Source organism: Granulicatella elegans, from assembly GCF_020735385.1.
Taxonomy (GTDB): domain Bacteria; phylum Bacillota; class Bacilli; order Lactobacillales; family Aerococcaceae; genus Granulicatella; species Granulicatella elegans_B.
The window spans coordinates 948,255-967,416 of record NZ_CP085953.1 but is presented as its reverse complement, the minus strand read 5'-3'; the positions used below and the strand labels follow the sequence as shown (position 1 = coordinate 967,416).

Annotated in this window: 20 protein-coding genes and 1 other RNA gene; 5 read left to right on the top strand and 16 right to left on the bottom strand. The window is 33.4% G+C overall.

Annotated elements, in window-relative coordinates; translation table 11 throughout:
- Nucleotides 1-15 precede the first annotated feature (15 nt).
- Nucleotides 16-711 (top strand): helix-turn-helix domain-containing protein, encoded by a 696-nt coding sequence (locus LK443_RS04870; protein WP_227930855.1) that lies wholly within the window; start codon nucleotides 16-18, stop codon nucleotides 709-711.
- A 168-nt stretch (nucleotides 712-879) separates the two neighbouring features.
- Nucleotides 880-2,028, top strand: coding sequence for a site-specific integrase (locus tag LK443_RS04865; RefSeq protein ID WP_227930854.1), 1,149 nt, complete (start codon nucleotides 880-882; stop codon nucleotides 2,026-2,028).
- An 89-nt stretch (nucleotides 2,029-2,117) separates the two neighbouring features.
- On the opposite strand, the gene ssrA is transcribed toward LK443_RS04865, so the two are convergent.
- The 16 genes from ssrA to LK443_RS04790 form a co-directional block, all read right to left on the bottom strand.
- Nucleotides 2,118-2,485, bottom strand: a transfer-messenger RNA (tmRNA) gene (gene ssrA / locus LK443_RS04860).
- A 68-nt stretch (nucleotides 2,486-2,553) separates the two neighbouring features.
- Nucleotides 2,554-2,688: a hypothetical protein gene (locus tag LK443_RS09380; protein ID WP_265416412.1), complete on the bottom strand. Its 135-nt coding sequence runs from the start codon at nucleotides 2,686-2,688 to the stop codon at nucleotides 2,554-2,556.
- Between the two features lie 80 nt (nucleotides 2,689-2,768).
- Complete coding sequence (locus LK443_RS04855; protein ID WP_227932453.1) at nucleotides 2,769-3,182, bottom strand: EamA family transporter; 414 nt, start codon at nucleotides 3,180-3,182, stop codon at nucleotides 2,769-2,771.
- Nucleotides 3,183-3,287: 105 nt separating this feature from the next.
- Nucleotides 3,288-4,013 (bottom strand): histidine phosphatase family protein, encoded by a 726-nt coding sequence (locus LK443_RS04850; protein WP_227930853.1) that lies wholly within the window; start codon nucleotides 4,011-4,013, stop codon nucleotides 3,288-3,290.
- A 65-nt stretch (nucleotides 4,014-4,078) separates the two neighbouring features.
- Nucleotides 4,079-5,626, bottom strand: a complete 1,548-nt coding sequence (abc-f, locus tag LK443_RS04845; RefSeq protein ID WP_227930852.1) for a ribosomal protection-like ABC-F family protein — start codon at nucleotides 5,624-5,626, stop codon at nucleotides 4,079-4,081.
- A 129-nt stretch (nucleotides 5,627-5,755) separates the two neighbouring features.
- Nucleotides 5,756-7,468: an ABC transporter ATP-binding protein gene (locus LK443_RS04840; RefSeq protein ID WP_227930851.1), complete on the bottom strand. Its 1,713-nt coding sequence runs from the start codon at nucleotides 7,466-7,468 to the stop codon at nucleotides 5,756-5,758.
- A 3-nt stretch (nucleotides 7,469-7,471) separates the two neighbouring features.
- Nucleotides 7,472-8,866, bottom strand: a complete 1,395-nt coding sequence (locus tag LK443_RS04835) for an MATE family efflux transporter (protein ID WP_227930850.1) — start codon at nucleotides 8,864-8,866, stop codon at nucleotides 7,472-7,474.
- A 294-nt stretch (nucleotides 8,867-9,160) separates the two neighbouring features.
- Complete coding sequence (gene rpmG / locus LK443_RS04830) at nucleotides 9,161-9,313, bottom strand: 50S ribosomal protein L33 (RefSeq protein WP_005607156.1); 153 nt, start codon at nucleotides 9,311-9,313, stop codon at nucleotides 9,161-9,163.
- Between the two features lie 393 nt (nucleotides 9,314-9,706).
- Nucleotides 9,707-10,651: a thioredoxin-disulfide reductase gene (gene trxB / locus LK443_RS04825; RefSeq protein WP_227930849.1), complete on the bottom strand. Its 945-nt coding sequence runs from the start codon at nucleotides 10,649-10,651 to the stop codon at nucleotides 9,707-9,709.
- A gap of 99 nt (nucleotides 10,652-10,750) precedes the next feature.
- Nucleotides 10,751-11,671: a UTP--glucose-1-phosphate uridylyltransferase GalU gene (gene galU / locus LK443_RS04820; RefSeq protein WP_227930848.1), complete on the bottom strand. Its 921-nt coding sequence runs from the start codon at nucleotides 11,669-11,671 to the stop codon at nucleotides 10,751-10,753.
- The gene (locus LK443_RS04815) at nucleotides 11,668-12,711 is read right to left on the bottom strand and encodes an NAD(P)H-dependent glycerol-3-phosphate dehydrogenase (protein ID WP_227930847.1); all 1,044 of its coding nucleotides are present in this window, start codon (nucleotides 12,709-12,711) and stop codon (nucleotides 11,668-11,670) included. The genes galU and LK443_RS04815 overlap by 4 nt, the downstream gene beginning before the upstream one ends.
- A 12-nt stretch (nucleotides 12,712-12,723) precedes the next feature.
- Entirely contained in the window at nucleotides 12,724-13,572 is an 849-nt protein-coding gene (gene lgt, locus LK443_RS04810; RefSeq protein ID WP_227930846.1) for a prolipoprotein diacylglyceryl transferase, read from the bottom strand.
- An 11-nt stretch (nucleotides 13,573-13,583) separates the two neighbouring features.
- Nucleotides 13,584-14,516, bottom strand: coding sequence for an HPr(Ser) kinase/phosphatase (gene hprK, locus LK443_RS04805; protein WP_227930845.1), 933 nt, complete (start codon nucleotides 14,514-14,516; stop codon nucleotides 13,584-13,586).
- A 179-nt stretch (nucleotides 14,517-14,695) separates the two neighbouring features.
- A complete protein-coding gene (locus LK443_RS04800; protein ID WP_227930844.1) occupies nucleotides 14,696-15,043 on the bottom strand; it encodes a phage holin family protein in 348 nt (115 codons plus the stop codon).
- Between the two features lie 4 nt (nucleotides 15,044-15,047).
- Nucleotides 15,048-15,329, bottom strand: coding sequence for a PspC domain-containing protein (locus tag LK443_RS04795; protein WP_227930843.1), 282 nt, complete (start codon nucleotides 15,327-15,329; stop codon nucleotides 15,048-15,050).
- Between the two features lie 27 nt (nucleotides 15,330-15,356).
- The gene (locus LK443_RS04790) at nucleotides 15,357-16,832 is read right to left on the bottom strand and encodes a DUF4097 family beta strand repeat-containing protein (RefSeq protein WP_227930842.1); all 1,476 of its coding nucleotides are present in this window, start codon (nucleotides 16,830-16,832) and stop codon (nucleotides 15,357-15,359) included.
- A gap of 169 nt (nucleotides 16,833-17,001) precedes the next feature.
- Here LK443_RS04790 and LK443_RS04785 point away from each other — a divergent pair, with 169 nt between their 5' ends.
- The 3 genes from LK443_RS04785 to rsmI are packed head-to-tail and all read left to right on the top strand — an operon-like array spanning nucleotide 17,002 to nucleotide 18,948.
- The gene (locus LK443_RS04785) at nucleotides 17,002-17,748 is read left to right on the top strand and encodes a tRNA1(Val) (adenine(37)-N6)-methyltransferase (protein ID WP_227930841.1); all 747 of its coding nucleotides are present in this window, start codon (nucleotides 17,002-17,004) and stop codon (nucleotides 17,746-17,748) included.
- 4 nt (nucleotides 17,749-17,752) lie between these two features.
- Nucleotides 17,753-18,064: a GIY-YIG nuclease family protein gene (locus tag LK443_RS04780; protein ID WP_227930840.1), complete on the top strand. Its 312-nt coding sequence runs from the start codon at nucleotides 17,753-17,755 to the stop codon at nucleotides 18,062-18,064.
- Nucleotides 18,061-18,948, top strand: coding sequence for a 16S rRNA (cytidine(1402)-2'-O)-methyltransferase (rsmI, locus tag LK443_RS04775; RefSeq protein ID WP_227930839.1), 888 nt, complete (start codon nucleotides 18,061-18,063; stop codon nucleotides 18,946-18,948). Before LK443_RS04780 ends, rsmI begins: the two co-directional genes overlap by 4 nt.
- Nucleotides 18,949-19,162: the final 214 nt, after the last annotated feature.

Genomic DNA, 19,162 nt, shown 5'->3' with positions numbered 1-19,162 from the left:
CAAAGGAGTGATTGTATGAAAAAAATGGAAGATGTTTTAATTGGCAATAAAATAAAAACAATTAGAATATCTCTTGAAATGAATCAGAAAGAATTTGCTAAGATTATAGGTTCAAATGTTTCCGCTTTAAGTAATTGGGAAAACGGAAGAAACAAACCCAATATGAAGAAACTTTCAAATATTGCTAAGATTGGTAAGACAACTGTAGAAGAACTTCTTAATAACGATAGTTGTAGATATTATTTTAATATTTATTGGGAAAAAAACATCAAAAAAGAACGTACAAAATTCTATAACTTTTTACGTTCTAATGACAGATTTAAAGATTTAGAAGAAGATTATTTTGAATATTTAGAACAAGAAAAAGAAAAAATTTTTGAGATTTTTTCTGATTTTGCTTGTGATTTAAATTTTGATGAAAAAAAAACTTTCGAAGTCATAGGTGAAGATGTGTTTATAATTGCTATCCAAATGTTTTTGGATACAAATAGCTTTTCTGATACTGTAATTATAAAAAACTTAATTTTATACATTAAAGAAAAGGAAGAAAAAATCAAGAAAAAATTTTTCAAAATTATTGAGGGGGAAAATTGTTTTATAGATAATTCTAGTAAACTTGCTTATGAAAAATTCACGCTATCTACTAAAATGTATCTTTTAGTTTTAGAAGAAACTCTAGAAGAAATCACTAAAAATTGTGAAGAAGATTAATCAACTAATAACCTTGTGTACTTCATTTAAAACAACAAATTTTGCTTTTTTATTTGAAGTTATTTTTATACATTTAAATGATTTAACACTTATTTATCGAGGGAAAATCCAAAAATACACACCTTTTTCCTTTTTACCATGGGGGTGGTAATGAAAGGTGAAATACAAATGGCAAAGATTACAACATATACAACAACTAAAGGTACATTTTTTAAAGTGAAAGGTTATCTAGGAACAGACCCTATCACGGGTAAACAAGTCAATATTGAGAAAAGAGGGTTTGAAACTAAGAAAGAGGCTAAGCTATACTTAAGTATTGCCATTCAAGCACTAAACGATAATTCGTATATCAAAAACTCTAAAACTTTGAAATATCAAGATGTATATGAGGAATGGTTAGAAATATATAAGCAAGGGGTTAAAGAAAGCACCTTATTTAAAACAATGACCATGTTTAAACTGCATATATTGCCTATCTTTAGTCACTATAGAATAAACTTAATCAGTACGGCTTTATTACAAAAAACAGCTAATGAATGGCACTCAAGCTTTAAAAACTACAAAAAGATGATAAATTACACTTTTGCTGTTTTTAATCATGCTTATAGAATGGGATATATATATGCTAATCCTAAAGATAAATTCATTATGCCTAAGAAGGTTCAAGAACAGAAAGATGACAATTTAAAATATTACACTAAAGAGGAGTTGTTAGAATTTTTTAACTATCTTGAGCAAGATACTAGCCTTGAATGGATTTCATTCTTTCGCTTACTTGCATTTACAGGTATTAGAAAAGGGGAATGTTTAGCTCTTACATGGAAAGATATTGACTTTACCAATCAAACACTAACTATCAATAAAACAATCGCCACAGGCGAAAATTATAAGCAAAAAATACAAACACCTAAAACACTAGAAAGCTATAGAACAATTAGTTTAGATGATAATACACTGCAATTGCTTAAAAAATGGAAAATAGAACAAGCTAAGAAGTTGTTAGTCTTTGGTTATAATTCATTAAACTCTAACCAATTACTTTTTTGTAAGCTTGATAAGAATAAGATGTATTCCTTAAGTAAACCTAGGGCTGTATTAAAAAGCGTTTGTAGTCGTCATAATTTTAAAATGATACACATTCACGGTTTTAGACACACACACGCTAGTTTACTATTTGAAAGTGGTGTAACTATGGAAATAGTCAAAGAACGGCTAGGGCATTCAGATATTCAAACTACAGTAAATATTTACACTCACGTAACGCAAAAAAACAAGGACAAAACGGCTAAAAAATTTGCCAATTATATGGGCATCTAAAGACATTTCTAAAGACATTGGATTTTTTAAAAAAACAAAGGCTTAGAAATATTGAAAAATCAACGTTTCTAAGCCTTATTCATCGTAAAAAATGGAGCCGGCGGGAGTCGAACCCGCGTCCAAATATATCGACACAATCAAATCTACATTCATAGTTTATCCATTTAAAGTTTCGCTACCGATTAGCTGATAAACAAGCGTCATCTTAAGCTAGCCTGATCATCTCTGTTTCACTTAGACAGACGGAAAAGTGAACCGTATCCCACTAATAATGAGACCTGGACCCGAGCACATGGGCGATGCCGGACAGATCTTAGCTTGCAGGTATTAAGCTGCGAAAGCTAAAGTGTTTGTTTGTTGTTTGTCAGTTATATTTAACTGTAACGTTTTTACGTAGCCGTAACCTACGAAATGCATTGAAAGCTCAACCTATACCTGTCGAATCCGTAACGACCCCGTATATTCTTTTATACTAACAAAAATTTAACCTTCACGCAAATGATAACTATTCACTCTATCATGAATTTATCTTAAAAAAACAAACAGTAATTCATTAATAATGATAACTCCTACAAATGAAATAACTAAAATCCAAAGTGGCACACGAATATCTTCTGCTCGAAACCCCTTATACACGACTACTACAAAATCAACCATCATTATTAGCGAAAAAATTCCCATGATTACATTTAAAAATTGATTCACAGGAATACTCCCTTTCTAAACAGCAAATTTCTACACTACCATACCATCAAAACAGTTCCTGCAGTAATCAATCCACAGCCAATCAACGTTTTAATCGTTAGCGTATCTTGTAAAAAGATAACTGCTAGAAATACTGTAATCACAATACTTAATTTATCAATCGCTGCTACTTCTGCTACACTTCCTAATTGCAATGCTCGATAATAACATAACCAAGATGCTCCTGTTGCTAATCCTGATAAGATTAAAAAAATCCAGCTCTTCTTACTAATCTCACTTAATCCAGATTGTTGATTCGTTACAAATACCATCAACCATGACATTGCAACAACCACTACTGTTCGAACTGCTGTTGCCAAATTAGAATTCACTCCATTAATTCCAATCTTCGCTAAAATTGACGTTAATGCTGCAAAAAACGCCGATAACAAGGCAAATACCATCCACATATTCATCCCTTCTTTCTTCTACAAAATAGAAATGACTTTTCCAAATAGTAATGTCCTACATTTCCAGGTATTCCTAACTACTTTTAGAAAAGTCATTTTTCTTGTTTATTTTTCAAATAATGTCATTGGTAATAATGAGAATTCACGCTCTACCGCTTCTTTTCTCAATGCAAAATGACTTGTTTGATTTAATGCTTTCAAATGATATTGTCCATTTGAATATTCCACAATATTTAACGAAGAATTATCAATCATATCTGATAATTTAAAATCAGGAATTAATTCATGTAAAATATTACGAATCGTCATTCCATGACTCACAATTAAAATATGCTGATTCGTATCACGATGTTTATCGATAAGTTTAATCAACCCTTGTTCGACACGAGTCCAAAATTCCATAAAGTTTTCTCCAATATGATCTGGATCCATTGCTTTAATTTGATTCATCTCTTCGATAACATTTCTACCATCATTTTGATTAAATGTACGTTGTAATGTCTTATACAAATCCTTCCAAACTTCTGTTGAATTTTGCCCTTCTAAACTTCCAAAACAAACTTCACGGAATTCTGGCATCATTTGAATTGTTAATTGTTCTCTTAAAGGGTGATCTCTTAATACTAATTGAGCTGTTTCAATCGTTCTTCTTAAATCACTTGTATAAACTGCATGAAATGGAATATCTCTCATTCCTAATCCAGAACGAATTGCATCTAATCTTCCTTCTTTTGTTAATGGTGTATCTGCCCATCCTTGAATTTTATTGTATCGATTAAAAACTGTCTCACCATGTCTCATGAAATATAATGTAACGCCTTTATCTGCCATTATGTTTCCTCCTCAAATCATTTGCTACTACCATTGTACTCAATTTTTCTTAAAAAATCATATATTTAAGATGAAAGTTTTGAAAAATCCCAAATATCGGTTGCTAGACCTTCATAAAATTCCGGTTCGTGGCAAACCATTAAAATACTACCCTTATATTCTTTTAAGGCACGTTTCAATTCATCTTTTGCATCTACATCTAAATGGTTGGTTGGTTCGTCTAACACTAATACATTTGATTCATCATTCATTAATTTACAGAAACGAACTTTTGCTTGTTCTCCCCCGCTTAGTACTTGAACTTGGCTTTCAATATGTTTACTTGTTAAGCCACAACGAGCTAATGCCGCACGAACTTCTGGTTGAGTCATTGATGGGAATGTATCCCAAATTTCTTCCAATGCTGTTTTACGATTTCCTTGAGGAGTTTCTTGTTCAAAATATCCTAAATCAATATAGTCTCCTCGAACAACTTTTCCTTCTAACGGCTTAATAATACCTAATAAACTCTTTAATAAAGTGGTTTTCCCGATACCATTTGCTCCGACAATCGCAATCTTTTGTCCACGTTCCATTTCTAAATTCAATGAACCCGTTAAAGCACGGTCATATCCAATGACTAATCCTTCTGTTTGGAAAATATAACGACCCGGCGCACGAGAAGTTTTGAACTCAAATTTAGGTTTTGGTTTTTCACCTGCTAGCTCAATCACTTCCATTTTATCTAATTTCTTCTGACGTGACATTGCCATATTACGAGTAGCTACACGAGCTTTATTTCGATTCACAAAATCTTTCAAATCTGCAATCTCTTTTTGTTGACGATTATAAGCCGCTTCTAATTGAGATTTCTTCATCGCATACACTTCTTGGAATTGATCATAGTCTCCTACATAACGACTTAATTCTTGATTATCCATATGGTAAATTAAGTTGACAACACTGTTTAAAAATGGAATATCATGTGAAATTAAAATAAATGCATTTTCGTACTCTTGTAAATAACGTTTTAACCATTCAATATGTTCTACATCTAAATAGTTCGTTGGTTCGTCTAATAATAAAATATCTGGTTTTTCTAATAATAATTTTGCAAGTAAAATTTTCGTACGTTGTCCACCACTTAATTCACTCACATCACTATCCATCCCAAATGCTACAACGCCCAAAGCACGAGCCACTTCATCGATTTTTGCATCTAAAATATAAAAATCATGACTGTCTAGACGCTCTTGAATTTCTCCAACTTCTTCTAACATTGCATTCATAGAAGCTTCATCTGCATCGCCCATTGCCATATATAATTCATTCATACGAGCTTCTGCCACAAATAAATCATCAAACGCTTTACGTAATACTTCTCGAACAGTCATTCCTTTTTCTAAAACGGTATGTTGATCTAAATAACCAACTTTCACATTTTTAGACCATTCAATTTTCCCTTCATCTGGTTGAAGTTTACCTGTTACAATATTCATAAAAGTTGATTTACCTTCACCGTTAGCTCCGACTAATCCAATATGTTCCCCTTTTAATAAACGAAAACTGACATCATTAAAAATGGCACGTTCCCCAAAACCGTGGGTTAATTTTTCTACATTTAAAATACTCATTGATTTTCTCCTTCAAATTTCTCTGGGTCATTGTATCATATTTGTAAGAGGAATATCAAAGTATAGGTGGAAAATTATGATAAAATAAAAAATACTTTGCCGTCTTAGCAAAGTACTTTTTCAATCATGTTACGCAAATTGCGCATGATACAAATCAGCGTAAATACCATTTTTCTTCAATAATTCCTCATGCGTACCATCTTCTGCTAATCCATCTTCTGTTACTACAATAATGCGGTCTGCATGTTGAATGGTTGCTAATCGGTGCGCAATAATAAAAGTCGTTCTTCCTTTTGCGAGTTCATCAAAGGATTGTTGGATAAATTTCTCCGTTTGCGTATCTAATGCACTTGTCGCTTCATCTAAAATTAAAATCGAAGGATTTTTCAAGAAAATACGGGCGATTGATAAGCGTTGTTTTTGTCCACCTGAGAGTTTGACTCCACGTTCTCCGATTTGAGTGTCCAATCCGAACTCTAAATCATCGACGACTTCTCTTAATTTAGAACGCTCAATCGCTTCTTCTACTTCTTCATCTGTTGCATCTAATCGTCCATAAAGTACATTTTCACGAATTGTTCCATTAAATAAAAATACATCTTGTTGAACAACTCCAATTTGACGTCTTAACGATTGCATTGTAAAGTTTCGAATATCTTGCCCATCAATTAAAATTTCTCCCTCTTGTAATTCATAAAAACGAGGTAATAAATTCACCAATGTTGTTTTCCCTACACCAGAAGGACCTACAAATGCAACGGTTTCTCCCTTCTTCACATCCATTGAAACATGTTCCAAGACAGCTTTATTTTCTTCATATCCAAAGGTGACATTACGATAAGAAATATTTCCTTCAAAATGATGCGCTTCAATTGCATCCGGTCGATCTTGAATATCCGGTTCGATAGCCATTAATTCTTGATAACGACGGAATCCGGCAACTCCCTTTGGATACAATTCAATCATCGAATTCATTTTATCAATAGGTCGAACAAATACATTTGCTAGTAAAATATAACCAACTAATTCTCCAGCAGTAAGTTTGCCTGTAACGGTAAAATACGAACCAAGCATTAACGTAAATAAATTAATACTACGCATTAATAAATAATTAAACGAACTACTTGAACCCATTGTTTTATAAAACTGAATTTTATTGGTACGATATTCTTGAATTAACCCTTCAAACAATTGCTGTTCATGTTCTTCATTAGCAAAAGCTTTTACCACTCGCATGCCGCTTAAAACATTTTCCAAACCAGCAGAATAGTGAGCTAATCCTTTATAAATTTGACGATTGATTGCTGACATCTTTCGATTGAAAACCGCTAAAGCAACCGCTAAGAAGGGAACAAATACAACTGTCCATAAAGCTAACGTCGGTTGAACTTGATACATCAATACAAACGAACCAATTAACGTCATAATAGCAATAAATAATTCTTCTGGCCCATGATGCGCTAACTCACTAATATCAAATAAATCACTCGATAAACGGCTTAATAATTCACCAATTTTCATATTATCAAAAAATGAAAAAGATTGTTTTTGAATATGAGCAAATAAATTTCTTCTCATATCCGTTTCAATATTAATTCCTAATAAATGCCCGAAAGCTACGACAATATAATTTAACATCGTAGACGTCGCATATAGAGCCACTAAACTAAATCCTACTACTAGGATAATTCCAACATTTTGTTGTGGTAACACTTCATCAATGACACGATGAACCATTACAGGAAAGGCTAATTCTAAAATTGCCACTATCACTGCACAAGTAAAATCTAATAAAAATAAATTTCGATACGGTTTATAATATTTAATAAATTCTTTCAACATCTACTAACTCTCTCCTTTTGCATAATGCATGCTACTCCAGTCTTTCCATTTATAAACTAAATGTCCATATAAAACAGTTAAAGCATTCGAAAGTAACATTGCAATCCAAATACCTGTAGCGCCTAATTCTGTTAAGCTCCCCAATATCCAAATAATTGGCAAACGAACAATCCATAAACGACCAATCGACATATTCATTGAATATTTTGTTGCACTACACCCTTGGAAAAATCCACTATACGCAGAAAACATCCCCATAAAAAAAATAATGAATGCTGTGTAATGTAAATATTCAACTGCACTATTCCAAAGAATTGTATCAGATACATCTTTAATAAAAATATGAAGTAAAGTATCTTGCCACATAAAAATCGCGACACTTCCAAGTGCAGAAATGAGTAACACCCAAATCAACGCACGTTTGAAAATCGCATGAGCTCGATCAAACAAGCCCGCCCCCATATTTTGCCCAATGATGGCAGTTAAAGCAGATCCAATTCCCATTTGCGGTTGTGTTAAAATATCTGAAATACGATTGATCATAGAATACGCTGCAAGAACAGAAGTCCCATATGACTGAATTAATCCATTTAATACAGTAAAACCAAATGCAGCTCCCCCATATCCAAATGCAGAAGGCCATGCTACTTGTAAAATCTTACGAATAACAGATGTATCATAATCCACTTCATACAATGGAACATGAATAATGGATTCTCTTCTAGTAGCCATAATCGCTAAAATCAATAATAAAATTTTCGCAATTACCGTTGACCAAGCAGCTCCTTCAATCCCTGCATTTAAACCAGGTATTTGAGTAAAAGGAATGGTTGCAAAAATAAATATCGGATCTACTAGGACATTTGTGATAGAAGATATTGTACTAACCACTGTTATCACTCTCGTTCTACCTTGCGCATTCAGTAAAGCCTGATATCCAAAATAGGCAAAATCAAAAAACAAGCCTATAAAATTAATTTTTAAATACGAAGTGGACTTTTCATAAAAGACGCCACTAGCTCCCATCCATTCCACAAATTGACCAGCAAAAATATAGCCAATCGTTGATAAGATAAAGCCAAAAACAAACGTTAGTGCCATCGCATTCCAAGTGTATTTCTTCGCTAATTTTAAATCATTTGCTCCAAAATATTGCGCAATGAGAGCCGTAGCTCCAACACTAATTCCCAATCCAATTGAGATAAATAAAAAATTTAACGGCCAAATAAACGCAGTCGCCGCAAAATCTTCAGCAGACAATTGAGCTACATACAATCCATCCGTTAAATTATATAAAGTTCGAATTAAATTATTAATCATTAAAGGAGTGGCAATCGTTAAAATGACTCGATTAATATTTCCACTCGTTATAAAATTTTTTTTATTCTGTTTCTCCATTTTAATCACCTTTAACAGTATACAAGATTTTAAACTATTAAGGTAGTGTTATGGTCATTCTATGAAATATAGATATGGATGAAAAATGGATTTTTCGCCGTAGCAAGAGCATTAGTAACCATCGGAATGGCTACTAATGTTAGGAAACTTCGAGACCTTAGGCTCGAAGTTTAGCAATGAGACTCGCTTTTGCGAGGCTGCTTGCGTCCTTTGCTACCTCAGAAAAATCCATTTCTCGCTCTCTACAAAAAAAAGGCCAAGCTTCGCTTGACCTTCCAATTACTTTTCTCGAAATTACTTTTTAGTTTCTTTGAAAACAACGTGTTTACGTAATTTTGGAGAATATTTTTTTAATTCTAAACGTTCTGGGTTGTTACGTTTGTTTTTGCTTGTTAAGTATAAACGTTCACCTGTTTCAGCACATTCTAATAAAATGTTGATACGCATGAATGACACCTCTCATTTCCAAATAGATTCAATAACTCATCGATTTTTTACGATTTGCCTGTTTATAATAACAAAATCCTAAACACTTGTCAATGGCTCTACTACAAATTCCAAAAATTTAATCATTCCCGTAAAGTTTCGTCTTAGATATCATTTTGATAGTAAATCATTATCATACAAACGAATCCCTTCCGTTAACGGAACAATACAGTTTTATGAAATACTAAAAAGTACGCCTATATTTAGTTTTACCCAAATATAGGCGTACTTTCTTCTAATAACAATATCAGTAAAATTTAGAATAAACTTAAAAGAATGTATGTTTAGTATTCCTGCCCAAATTTAACTAGCTCATGTCTCAACCATACAAATTTCTTTCCTAACTCTCACCGCTTATTCCGCCAATTTTTCCTTAATACTTTCTACATAGTGATATGTTTCATTTCCAGCAATTCCACCATCACCAACAGCTGTTGTAATTTGTCTTAAATGTTTTTGACGCACATCTCCTACTGCATAAATACCAGGAATGCTTGTTTCCATTTTTTCATTTGTGACAATCCAGCCTTCTTCATTTGTAATCCCCAAATCTTTAAATGGCTCTGTCAACGGTAATAACCCAACATAAATGAATACTCCTGCAGCTTCTACTTGAGAAAGTTCCTGATTTTGAGTATCTCTTAGTGTAACATGAGTCACTTTTTGCCCATCCCCTGAAATTTCTTCTACTACTTTATTCCATGAAATTTCCATTTTTTCATTTGCAAATGCACGATCTTGTAAAATCTTTTGCGCACGTAACGCATCTCGACGATGAACAATCGTGACTTTATTCGCAAATTGTGTTAAATACGTCCCTTCTTCAACGGCAGAATCTCCTCCACCAATCACTAATAAATCACTACCTTTGAAGAATGCTCCGTCACAAACGGCACAATAAGAAACACCTCTTCCAGCATATTCCTCTTCACCAGGCACTTCTAATTTACGGTGATAAGAACCCGTCGCAATGACTACTGCATAAGCGGCATAATATTTTTTACCAGCATGGACAATACGTAAATCTCCATCCACTTCAATACCACTTACATTGCCATAAGCATATTCTGCACCAAATTGCATTGCCCCTTTATACATATTTTCCGCTAAATCTGGTCCACTAATATTGGAAAATCCTGGATAATTTTCTACATCAGAAGTATTTAATAACTCTCCTCCAGGAACTCCTTTTTCTAAAATTAATGTTTTTAAGTTTGCACGTGAAGCATACAATGCTGCTGTCATTCCTCCAGGACCTGAACCGATAATGATCACATCATAAATTGTTCTTTCTTCCATGGTTGCATCTCCTTTATCTTTAGTTATAAAAGAAGACTGAACAAAAACTACTGCCCTTTGCAATTTTTGTTTGTTCAGTCTTTTAATGTCTATTCTATTTTATTCTTTTTCAGTTGATTCAACAACTTTATTGCTTGAAGATTTCCCTTCTAAACGATGTGCTAAATCAATAATATAATCTTTTAGTTCATCTTTAATTTCCGGATGCTCTAATCCGAACTCGATACTTGTAGTCATATAACCTAGTTTATTCCCAACATCATATCTTGTCCCTTCAAATTTCTTCGCAAATACACGTTGTGTTTGGTTTAATGTATCAATCGCATCTGTTAATTGAATTTCTCCACCTGCTCCTGGTTCTTGTTTTTCTAAAATATCAAAAATTTCAGGAGTTAATAAGTAACGACCAATAATGGCTAAATTACTTGGTGCATCTTCTGGTTTTGGTTTTTCTACAAAATGACGAACATTATACAAATCATCAGCTACTTTACTTTCTGGTTCAATAATTCCATACTTATTTGTATCTTCCATTGGAATTTCCATTACCGCAAGATTTGAAGCATGAGTTTTTTCATATCCTTCAATTAATTGTCTGGTTAATGGCACTTCTGCTTTAACAATATCATCCCCAAGCATTACAATAAATGGTTCTCCACCAACAAAGGCTTTTGCTTGTAATACCGCATCTCCAAGTCCTTTAGGATAAGATTGACGAACAAAGTATAATTTCATTCCTGTTGTTTCTTGGACTAATTCTAGCAACTCTGTTTTTCCTTTTGTTTCCAAATTCGATTCTAATTCAATATTAGAGTCAAAATGGTCTTCAATCGGACGTTTACTTTTACCCGTAACAATTAAAATTTCTTCGATTCCTGAAGCTAATGCTTCTTCTACAATATACTGAATCGTTGGTTTATCAACGATTGGCAACATTTCCTTTGCCATCGCTTTTGTTGCAGGCAATAATCGTGTTCCTAATCCTGCCGCTGGAATAACTGCTTTTTTTACTTTTTTCATTGTAACCCCTCCATTTGTTCTTGATGTGATTTTAAAGACACTTCTGATTTTTTTTCTCTTTCCATCAATTGTAAAACTTCTGCTTTAATATTCTTCCCATTGTATAAAATATTGTACACAGCATTTGTTATTGGCATTTCAATTCCTTTTTCCTGGGCTAATTCATAAGCTGCTTTACACGTTTGAACACCTTCAACAACCATGCCCATATTTTCTAGGACATCTTCTAATGATTTTCCTTGACCTAATTGATCCCCTGCACGCCAGTTTCTCGAGTGAACACTTGTACAAGTTACAATTAAATCACCCACTCCGCTTAATCCAATAAATGTTAAAGGATCTGCTCCAAACGCAATTCCTAAACGACTAATCTCTGCTAATCCACGAGTCATTAAAGCAGCCTTAGCATTATCGCCATAGCCTAAACCATGTAAAGCACCCGCACCTACTGCAATAACGTTTTTCAACGCTGCTCCTAATTCCACACCAATAACATCCGTGTTTGTATAGATTCTGAAATAAGAATTACTAAATAATTGTTGGACAACTTTTGCAGAAGATAATTCCTCGCACGCAGCTGTTATCGTTGTTAAATCCTTTTTAGCAACTTCTTCCGCATGACTTGGCCCAGAAAGAACTACAATATCTTCATACTTTTCTTTTGGTAATTCTTGTTTTAAAATTTCAGAAATTCTCAAATAACTTTCTTGTTCTAATCCTTTACTAGCATGAATAATGACAGGATTCCCTTCTAATAAAGGTGCCACTTGTTTTGCTACTAATCGAATTACTTTTGTTGGAAGAACAAAAAGAACAGCATTTGCACCTGATAGAGCTTTTGCTAAATCAGTCGTTGCATAAATTTCATCGTTTAGAACCACTTCAGGTAGATATTGATGATTCATATGCTTTGTATTGATTTCTTCAATTTGAGAAGCATGATTGCCCCATAAACACACTTCATGACCATTATCTTGTAAAACCATAGCTAATGCTGTTCCCCAAGAACCTGCTCCTAAAATTGTAATTTTTTGTCTCATAAACTGACTCCTTTAAATCCATAAATCCGATGACTTTGGATCATCCACAGATACATAAGTAGGTCTCTGTGGATGATGTTTTCGTTGCATCCATACCCAAACAATTGCCCCAATCACTAAGACTAAAGATAATGCTTGAGAAATACGAATCACTCCAAATAGCCATAAACTATCTGTACGCATTCCTTCAATTACAAAACGACCACATCCATACCAAATCAGATAAGTCGCTGCAATTTCCCCAACTTTAATAGGAGTTTTCTTTCTTAAAATGACTAATAAAATAACTCCTAAAGCTGACCATAAAGATTCATATAAAAAAGTCGGATGATAATAAACACCATTAATATTCATTTGCTCAATAATAAAACTTGGTAAATGAAGATTTTCTAGAAATTGTCTCGTAACTTCTGCTCCATGAGCTTCCTGATTCGTGAAATTTCCCCAACGTCCAATTGACTGCGCTAATAAGACAACCGGCGCTAAAATATCTAGTAACAAAGTAAAGGAAACTTCTTCCTTCTTACAAAACCAATACGTTGTTAAAGCTCCACCAATTAATCCACCATAAATGGCGATACCGCCTTCCCAAATTTTAATAATATCGATTGGGTTAGCAATATAATGTTTCCATTCAAACAAAACATAATAAAATCTTGCTCCTAAAAAGGCTAATGGAATGGCCCAAAATACTAAATCAACTACAAAATCTTTACGAAATCCTTTTTTAGTTGCTTCTCTATCTGCTAGAGTAGCTGCAATATAAATGGCAGAAGCAATAATGATGCCATACCAACGAACTTGCAAACCACCAATTTCAATCGCTATAGGATTAATCGTTTGAAGTAAAAATTCATTCATCCGTCATCCTCCTAACGTTGACTATTTTCAACGATTAACTGATTTAAACGTTCTGAAAATGTTTTTGTAGCATCAAATCCCATTTTTTTCGCACGGAAGTTCATCGCAGCAACTTCTAAAATAATCGAAACATTTCGACCTGTTTTCACAGGAATTATCATTTTTGGAATGCTTACTCCCATCACTTCAGTCGTTTCAACGGCTCTTCCTAAACGGTCATATTGTTTATCTGGTGTCCAGTTTTCTAAATGAACTAATAAATCTACTTGTTTTGAATCCAAAATAGCTCCTGCACCAAATAATGTCATCACATCGACAATTCCAATCCCACGAATTTCAATTAAATTATTTAAAATTTCAGGTGCTTCCCCTACAAGGGTTAATTCATCATGTTGGTATAATTCTACACGGTCGTCAGCTACTAAACGGTGTCCCTTTTGAACTAATTCTAAGGCTGTTTCAGATTTACCGACACCACTTTCACCAGTAATAAGCATCCCCATTCCATACACGTCTACTAATACGCCATGCATAGACATCCGTTCTGCTAATCGACTTTCCAAATAATTCGTTACACTACTCGATACATGAGTCGTTCTTGAGCTTGCTTGTAAAATTGGAATTTTTGCTTCCTCTGCTGCTTGAACTAATTCTTCTGGTGGTAATAATTTCCGTGAAACTACAAAACAGGGAGTTTCTTGAGTACATAGCCTGCGCATTGTTTCTAATCTTATTTGTGGTGATAATTGCTCAGCAAAAGATAATTCAGTTCTACCGAACAATTGAATTCTTTCTGCTGGGTAAAAATTAAAATATCCTGCTAACTCTAGTCCCGGTCTTGAAATTTCACTTGTGGTAATTTCTCGGTCTAAATATTCTAATCCATGCAATGGTTTTAAATGCAGTTTTTCAGCAAGTTTTTCTATGGTTACGATTGATTTCATATCATCCCTCATTTTCTACTTATTCTAGTCTATCATACCACATTTTTAGACTTCTCGGGTAAATTCTATACCAAAAATTAATAGATTCTCTAATACTTTCCTGACATTAGATGACTGAAACAAAAAATGACCCTCCATAGTAGCTGTTTATTACTACCCATGAAAAGCCATTTTTAATTCTAATAATATTCTTCTTCCTTGAAGAAATTTTCAACAAATTTTCTAAAAACATTTAATAACACACTGACAACGATTAACATCCAAAATGATGTGACGTGAATCCCTGGAACAATTCCCATCATTAACCAAAGTATTAATGCATTAATGATGAACATGAAGAAACCAAAACTTGCCGCAATTAATGGAATAAAGGCAATCATTAAAATTGGTCTTGCGACAACATTTAAAATCGATAAAACAATTGCCGCAAACAAAGCTGATCCCCAATTAGTGACAACGAATTCAGGAAGCAGTGCTGCAATGACCATAAATCCAACTGTATTAATAGCGATTTTCCTTAAAAACATTCCCTTAGAAGTCACTCCAATCCGAATCGTCTTCTTCTACTTTTCGAGCTTCTTTTCTTGGTCGATTGTAAGAATCATAATAATAGTTTTGATTTCTTGGTCTTTTTTCTGATGGAATAATAATCGCTAGTAAAATATATAATAAGATTGGCATTCCTGACCATGTTAAAAATACAAAAATGACTCTTAAAATACTTGCATCAACGTCTAAATATTCTGCAACTCCACCAATAACCCCTGCTAATATGCGATTATCTTTTGAACGCATTAATCTTTTTCTTTTCATACTCTTCTCCTCTTTACTCATTTACCTCTATTGTACCGAATTTAACGTAACACTTCCAGTCGTTGTTTTTCCTGTAATTCTAACAGGAACCGTTTCTTTTTGTCTTCTTAAAACAACTGAATGACTTGTCACTGTTTTTTCATGTTTAATGACTTCATATTGTGCATCATCATAATGTAATTTTCCTAGTGATGTACTTAAAGTTGCTTCTACTTCTAATGATTCTGGTACATCTAATTGTACACTTCCATTAACCGTTTTAGCCATCACTTGTTTGGCATTTGGTGAGACTTTTTTTACTTTAATAGAGCCATTGACTGTTTTCAGTGTAACACTTTCTGCTTCTGCATCAAAAATAATATTCCCATTTGTCCCATCTAAAATGGAATCTTTGAATTGTCCATCCAATTGTTTAATCGTTCCGTTTTTACTTGTCAGTTCTAACATCGTTCCACTCACATTTTTTACAGAAACTTCTCCATTTTGTGATTCTGCATAAAAATCTTTTCCTGTGAAATCTTTCATTCGAATCCCACTATTCAACCCTTTAACACTGACATAATCATACTCTTTTTCTGGAAAAACAAATGTAACATCTGCATAAACTTTTTTACTTGGAATAAAGAATTTAAACGTATCGTTCTCTAGACTAACATTCATTCGCTCATTTATATAGTTTTCAATTTCTTCTTGTGTTTCAAATTCTTCATTTAATCGAAATTCTCCTTCAATCGTTACGGTCGATTGAGGAGCAGTTTTCATTTTAATATCCCCATTTGCCACTTTGATTTCAACAATGCCAATTTCTCCAAACTCTTCTTCAAAGGCATAAGAATGAGTTGTTTTATAGAAAAATGGAGACATCGTTGAAAAACTTGGATGATCTTTAATCGTATCACTGACATTACGAGCTGTCTCAGCAGCGGCCTTAGCAAATTGTCCTGCAAATCGTCCAATAATTCCGCCTAACTGTGATAGAGAATCACTTGTTGTTTGTTGCCAATCTGTTTCTTCGATTTTTTGTTTGGCTTTTTTTAATTTTTCATCGAATTCTTCTTTTTTCAATCGTTTCATTTCATCTTGTACTGCTTTTTTCTCTTCTTCTAAACTTCTTTGTTGAGAACGTAAAACTTCTAATTCTTCATTCAGTCTTTGTAATTCCATTTCTTGTTCTACGGTTAGTTTATCAAGAACTTTTGCTGTATGAAGTTCTTCGATTCGTTCTTCTTTTTGTTTCACTTGTTGAGTCACTTGGTTTAATGTTTCAAATTCTTCATCAAATTCACTTGAAAAATTTGTGACAACAGAAGCAAGACTGTCTAAAACTGTATCGAATCGTTTTTCATCTTCTTTTTGATAAGTAGATGCATCTTTTTTTTCTTGCTCACTCACCTTCGAACCTTCTCCTTGATTTTTTCCTAGCTCTTCTAATAAGGAAATTGCTTCTTGAGAGCTAATGACTCCTTTTTTTACTAAATCTAAAATACGTTCTTTTTCATTCATATCGGATCCCTCCATTTGTTTACTAATATCATTTACAAATCTATTATGCCTTTTTCCTTTTTTAATGTCATAGGTCTTAAGTTTGATTCTTAAAAATATATTTTTGTGCAGAGTTTTCTCTTCTATGCTAAAATAAACCTACTATATTGAGTGAATGTAAGGAGACTTTATGACGATTGAGTTAAAACCACATGAAAGACTAGATAGATTAGAACGAGAAAATATGAATATTATCCAAAGTTCGGAAGTGTTCTCTTTTTCAATTGATGCAGTATTATTAAGTGATTTCGCCACTATTCCACGTCAAAGAAAAGCAACGATTGTAGATTTATGTACAGGAAATGGTGTCGTTAGCTTTTTACTCAGCGCTAAAACAAACAATAAAATTCTGGGTGTTGAATTACAAGAAGCGTTATGCGATATGGCGAATCGAACGATTCAACTCAATCAATTAGAAGAAAAAGTAGAAATACTCCAAGCAGATGTTCGAGAAATTACAACGATATTAAAAAAAGATTCCATCGATTACATTACGTGTAATCCTCCTTATTTTAAATTACAAGAACAAGCTCTCGTCAATCAAAAAGAAGCTTTCACGATTGCTCGTCATGAAATTCATTTACCATTAGAAGAATTGCTACAAAATATATCCGGCTTACTAAAGATGAAAGGAAAAGCCTTTATCGTTCATCGACCAGATCGTCTCACGGATATTTTCACAATAGCAAGACACTATCGACTAGAGCCAAAACGGATTCAGTTCATTCATCCAAAAAAAGGAAAAGAAAGTAATATTGTCCTTATTGAATTGATAAAAGATGGACAACCGGGTGGCGTTCGAATTTTACCACCTATTACTATTTTTGATGAAAATAATCAATACACAGACAAATTAAAAGAAGTATTATGGGGTTAATGAAATGGGAACACATTTTATCTATGTTGCCTTATGTAAGGATAACACTTTTTATACAGGATATACGACAAACGTAGAAAAAAGAATTATGACTCATAATAATGGAACAGGAGCTAAATATACAAAAACAAGACGTCCTATTACTCTATTATATGCTAAGGAATATGCTACAAAATCCGAAGCACTGAAAGCAGAATATGCTTTTAAACAACAAACACGTAGCCAAAAAATAAACTATCTAACAAGGCAAGGTGTAAACATAAGAAAAACAGCCAAGCCTATCATTCAATTATTACAACAGGAGGAACTGTCATGAAACAAAAAAGTTTTGAAGAATCCCCTTATGGAAAACTATACTTAATCCCTACTCCCATTGGAAATTTAGATGATATGACTTTTCGTTCCATTAAAACATTACAAGAAGTCGATTTTATTCTTGCGGAAGACACAAGACATACTCAGAAATTATTAAATCATTTTGAAATCCAAACTCCACAAAAAAGTTTCCATGAACATAACACACAGGAACGGATTCCCAGTGTTATCGAATGGTTAAAAGAAGGGAAAAATATTGCTCAAGTCAGTGATGCTGGAACGCCTTCGATTAGTGATCCAGGATTTGAACTTGTTCAAGCTTGCATTCAAGAAGGAATTACGGTTATTCCATTACCTGGAGCTAATGCTGCAATTACTGCACTCATTGCATCAGGATTAGTTCCTCAACCATTTTATTTTTATGGATTTCTTCCTAGAAAGAAAAAAAATCGAGTGGCTGAGTTAACAGCTTTATCGAGTCATAGTGAAACAGTGATTTTATATGAATCTCCTTATCGATTAGACGATTGCTTTAATCTTATTGCTCAAGTTTATGGTGAAGAAAAAGAAGTCGTTTTATGTCGAGAATTAACGAAAAAGCATGAAGAATTTATTCGTGGAACTGCTGTAGAATTGAAAACACTATGTGGAGAAGAAGAATTAAAAGGCGAATGTTGTATTTTAATTGGTACAACTCGTCCGGAAGAGGTAACAACTAGCATTGCAACGGAAGAGGCTGATTCTTGCGAACATTTAAGTTTAGAAGAACAAGTCCAATGGGCAATGGAACACCAACAACTTTCTCAAAAAGATGCCATTAAATGGGTCGCAAAACAAAACCAACTAAAAAAACAAGACGTTTATAAGTTGATTCACCAAGAATAGACGTAAATAAATTGAGAACAGACTTCCTTTAGTTGCAAAGTCGCCAGCAGCCATCTAATGCTGTCTCATGGATATTTTTGCTACTAAAGGAAGTCTGTTCTCGTTTTTATGATTCTTATTCATCTTTTACATAAAAACAGGAAAAATTCCGCTATTTCCGAATCCATATCTATCATTACAGAATTTTTATTTTGTAACCTTAAATACTTTTTTA